This is a genomic window from Brochothrix sp. (assembly GCF_017549435.1).
In the GTDB taxonomy this organism is placed as follows: domain Bacteria; phylum Bacillota; class Bacilli; order Lactobacillales; family Listeriaceae; genus Brochothrix; species Brochothrix thermosphacta.
This window is the reverse complement of sequence record NZ_JAFYUW010000053.1, coordinates 1-4,721: the sequence shown is the minus strand read 5'-3', so window position 1 is coordinate 4,721 and position 4,721 is coordinate 1. Positions and strand designations below refer to the sequence as shown.

The 4,721-nt window shown below is 35.0% G+C and carries 4 protein-coding genes; 2 read left to right on the top strand and 2 right to left on the bottom strand.

All coding sequences use genetic code 11. From position 1 onward, the window contains the following. Positions 1–938 precede the first annotated feature (938 nt). Together IKV95_RS03730 and IKV95_RS03725 are read left to right on the top strand one after the other, a co-directional pair. Entirely contained in the window at positions 939–1,439 is a 501-nt protein-coding gene (locus tag IKV95_RS03730) for a DoxX family protein (RefSeq protein WP_029092219.1), read from the top strand. 115 nt (positions 1,440–1,554) lie between these two features. Continuing rightward, positions 1,555–2,157 carry a short chain dehydrogenase gene (locus IKV95_RS03725; RefSeq protein WP_069125274.1) on the top strand — a complete coding sequence of 201 codons (603 nt, stop codon included), beginning with the start codon at positions 1,555–1,557 and terminating at the stop codon, positions 2,155–2,157. A 102-nt stretch (positions 2,158–2,259) separates the two neighbouring features. Here the strand turns inward: IKV95_RS03725 and IKV95_RS03720 are convergent, their stop codons facing one another. Together IKV95_RS03720 and IKV95_RS03715 are read right to left on the bottom strand one after the other, a co-directional pair. Next, the gene (locus IKV95_RS03720; protein WP_029092221.1) at positions 2,260–2,520 is read right to left on the bottom strand and encodes a DUF896 domain-containing protein; all 261 of its coding nucleotides are present in this window, start codon (positions 2,518–2,520) and stop codon (positions 2,260–2,262) included. 99 nt (positions 2,521–2,619) lie between these two features. Then, on the bottom strand, positions 2,620–4,721 hold a 2,102-nt coding region (locus IKV95_RS03715; protein ID WP_287451421.1), incomplete at its 5' end, for a type IA DNA topoisomerase.

Here is a 4,721-nt window from a genome sequence, read left to right as displayed (position 1 = left end):
TTATCGCCCCCACCGGCATTGCGATTACCAAACCCACTAGTAAAGACGTAAAATAATTTTCCATGTATTCCTCCTTAATTATCTGTTTATTTTATTATGAAATTATCATAGCATAAAAATACATATTTAATCTCTAAAATTGTATAAAAATGCAAAATATGCTTAAAAGTGTCTTTTAGTATCAAAAATCCAACTTGTGCTTCATCCGCTAAACGCTTCTGTCTTTAAACTAACTAAAAAAACTTGTTATCTCTATTTGATTAGAGAATAACAGTTTTTTTATGAAAGCAATCTTCCCAACCACAAAGTGTATATCCTTGATTTTTTGACTCTGTTAAAGTCATTCCTTGTACAGAATTAAGATTATTTGATTTTAAGTACTAAACACTTCATGCAGCAGGTCCTGCTTCAATCGTTAATAAATAATCCAAAATAAAAACAGTCACTATTAAATTCTGAAAACTAGAATTTAACAATGACTGCCTTATTTACTTTTAAAACAAATAGTAAAAATAAAACTGATCACTAAGCCGAACAACATTAGGATAACGAGTTCTCCCATTAAACTAACTTGGTCTTTTAAAAATTGATTAATTAAAATAACGCCTATAATAGCTGAAAGTAACAATAATCCAAATTTCCTCAATGATTCATGTCACCCTTTCTCCACTTTTACAGCACTATTATTATGTCAGTAACTAATTTTATCACATTTCGTTCAATTAAAGCGAATACACGATAAGTCGTTACGTGTTTAGACACATGAATGTGGCGAAAATCGTACGTTCGGAATCTTGTATTGTTATATAGTTATTATTTCACTATACTAAGGGTGTGGTAGAGGAAAAAGGTATTTTTTAGAAAAACGCACTTTATTTTTATAATTCTCTTGCCTCAAAATAAACGATAATATTTATATTATCATGGAGGAATTCATTATGTTTAATTGGTTAAGAAGCAGTAAGATTGCAATGCCGATACTAACAGTTTTACGTGTCTATCTTGGAGTACAATGGTTCACATCTGGCTTCCACAAAATTTTTGGTGATACACCATTTGATGCCGGTGGTTTTATAGGTAATATTGTTAAAAATCCAGTTGTCGGACCTGAAGGCAACCAACTTTATCCAGCATACACTTGGTTTATGGAAACTTTTGCAGTAGGTAATAGTCAATTTTTCAGTTTCCTTGTAATGTGGGGCGAATTATTAATCGGCTTAGGTTTAATTGTTGGTTTATTCACATCAACAGCTGCCTTTTTCGGAATCGTCATGAATTTCCTTTTCCTATTCGGTGGTACAGTTTCAGTAAATCCCCTCTATTTAATCCTCGGACTCCTCGTTTTAGTTGGCGGACGTAACTCAGGTACAATTGGCCTTGACTTCTACTTCCGCAAATATGTTTCACCTAAGTTGTTTAAACAAAGACAACATCGTTAATTTTGATACAACTTAAAAAGAGGCTAATGCCTCTTTTTTTTGCCTTCAAACAAATTATTTGGTTGTGCAGGTAATTGAGTGTACTATTATGGTAATAAATGAATGAGGTGAACTTATGAAAAAAGCATTAATTATTGGCGGTACAGGTACTATTGGTAGTGCAGTTGCAAAAGCTTTATCTACGACTCACGAGATCTTGATTGCGTCACGCTCTAGCGAGTACCAAGTTGACTTAGCATCACCTACGAGTATTAAAGCATTGTTTGATAAGGTAGGAACTGTTGATGCAGTTATTATCTCTGCTGGGTCCGCTCACTTTGGTCCATTAGCTACTATGACTCCTGAGGACAATCTGCTCAGTGCCAATAACAAGTTATTAGGACAAGTAAACACTGTTTTAATTGGCAAAGATTATGTTGCTGATAATGGTAGCTTCACACTGGTAACAGGGATCATTATGGATGAACCCATAAAAGATGGTGCCTCTGCTGCAATGGCAAATGCTGGTGTCAAAGCGTTTGCGAAATCTGCTGCGACAGAAATGCCACGTGGTATTCGTATCAATACAGTGAGCCCCACTGTTTTGGATGAATCTTGGTCTATTTATAAAGATTATTTTGTCGGTTTTGAAACAGTATCTTCAAACAAAGTTGCTAACGCATTTGTCAAAAGTGTCAACGGTGTTCAAACTGGTCAAAGTTTTACAGTTTATCAGTAGCTCCATTATTTCAAAAAATAATACATCATATTTATAAAATACAAAGTATTTAAAAAACCAGTTATAGAGCTTCGGCTCAACAACTGGTTTTTTGTCAATTATTTATACGCGTGGAATTTTATTACTTAAAATATTACCTGCGTGTTTTTTTTGACTGTTAGCATGCTTTAATTTATCAGGAGTAACGTCATTACCCTCTTTGTCTAAAATTTTCAATCCATCAATTGTTCCTAATACTTGGCCTCTTATTTCACCTAAGTATGCTTTACGTAATTTGAGTTGCTCTTTTGTTTCAGCGGGAGTTAAACCCTCTTCTTTCTTTTTCTTTGCTAAGGCATTAATTCGATTCAAATCTACTTTCATTGTAAATACGCTCCTTTTTTCTTGAACTCTTTGTCTAAGAATAGCATAATTTAACGACTGATGCCAATTTATAGGTTCAGATTGGTCAAACATTAGCACTTAGCTCTTTTTTACTTTTGGTTTAAATGGGATGAATTCAAAAGCAACTTTATTTGCATCATCTAAAATAAGCACTGCATTGAATTTTTTACCTTTTTTACTAAGAAAGCCTTTTATTAAGGCTGTACGTCGTGATTTTAATAACTTACTACACATCGGACGACTGATTTTTTTATTAAGAATTTTTTTGTATATAACGAAGTCACATTTCTCACAGCCATACACTTTAAATTTTTCTAAAACAGACGCACCACATGAGGGACAGATTCCTAACGGTTCCTCTGTCATCGGGATAGCAATTTTTTCAGTACCTATTTGTTCAGGTACGGTAGCAATGAGATGCTGTATGAAACGTTGAATGCTGCCTAAGAAAGCTTCTTGTGTTCCCGTTTTATCATGGATTTTTTTTAAATAACTTTCCCATTTAGCGGTCATCTCTGCACTCGAAATTTCGACGCCTACAATCGCTTCACACAGTATACTCCCCTTAGCAGTTACCTGCAGTTGATTTGCAGTTACTTCAATATAATCTTGACGCTTTAATGTTTCAAGAATACTTGCTCTCGTTGCTTCAGTTCCAATACCTTCAATTGCTTTTAAAATTGCTTTAGCTTCATCCTCAGCTGTGCGGCCGATATTCTTCATAGCCGTGATCAATGTCCCTTCAGTGTATGCAGGTGGTGCCTTGGTTTCAGCCTCTTTTTCATAAAGACGACTTTGAACAACTTCATTAAGCTCAACAACTGGTAACTTTTCCTCATCTGTTTTTTTCTTAGCTGCTCCGATAATTTCTTTCCATCCTAGCTGTCTAATCATACGTCCCGTTGTTTTGAAGATTTGTGTATTAACATCCGTCAGTATAATTGTTTCATCATAGATATACGGTTGTGCAAAAATAGCTAGAGTTCGCCGTAATATTAAATGATACAATCGTTGCTCCATTGGTCCCAACTTTGCTAGGGCAGCGGCAGTGGGTATTTTTTTGGTTGGGATAATAGCGTAATGTTCCTGAACTTTTGAAGCATCAACATGACGTTTTGTTGCATAGTTTTGTGGGTCTTTAATTTCCACACCGGCACGCTCACAATAGCCTTCAAGATTTTTTTTCAAGTAAGCATATTCTGCTGGCGTAATGTAATGACAATCCGTTCGTGGATACGAGACTAATTTTTTTTCATATAACGTTTGAACAATCTTTAATGTCGTAGCCGGACTAACTTTATATAACTTATTGGCTTGACTCTGTATATCAGACAATGAATAAAGACGTGGCGCATATTCCTTTTTTTCTTTTGTTTCCACTTTAGCAATACGAGCTGCTTGTTCCTGTTGATGAATCACATCGAATCCTTTAAAAAAATCTATCAACTCAGGCAGTGTTTTAAATGTATCTTTATATTTTCCAACATAGGTACCTTGTGCAGCATTTACATGAATATATGCTTCAAAATAAGTTTGTGGTTCAAAATTTTCTATTTCTTGTTGACGTTGCCAGATTAAATATAGTGTAGGTGTCTGTACGCGTCCAATTGAAAAAACACCACTCAAACCTTTTTGTTGTAATAACAGTGTATAAAGTCGACTGATATTCATCCCAATTAGCCAATCACTAATTTGACGTGTTTGCGCTTCGATGTACGATGAAAAATAATCCTCGCCTGGTCGCAATGATTCAAAACCTTTCCGAATTTCATCATTTTCTAATGAGTTAATCCATAAACGTTTTGTGGGCTTATGTTCATTTCCACTGACCTTAATAATTGATCGTGCAATATTTTCACCTTCACGATCACTATCTGTCGCCACAATAATTTCATCAGCTTCGTCAAGGAGTCGTTTAACGATTCGAAATTGTGCGCGTTTATCTTTAGCGACCTTGAATTGATATGACTCAGGAAACATGGGCAACTCATTGAGCGACCACTTTTTCCATTCCGGTTTATAACTTTCTGGCGCTTGCAATTCAACCAGATGACCATAACCATAAGTGATTGCGACTTCATCTTCAAATAAAGCATCTTTAATCAGAAAACCACCTTCAATTTTTTGTTTAGATTTAAAACTGTCGGCATAAGCTTTTGCTTGACTAGGTTTTTCTGCTA

Coding starts and splice junctions, on each gene's coding strand:
- IKV95_RS03730 (WP_029092219.1), top strand. CDS start 939: ATGTTTAATTGGTTAAGAAGCAGTAAGATTGCAATGCCGATACTAACA.
- IKV95_RS03725 (WP_069125274.1), top strand. CDS start 1,555: ATGAAAAAAGCATTAATTATTGGCGGTACAGGTACTATTGGTAGTGCA.
- IKV95_RS03720 (WP_029092221.1), bottom strand. CDS start 2,520: ATGAAAGTAGATTTGAATCGAATTAATGCCTTAGCAAAGAAAAAGAAA.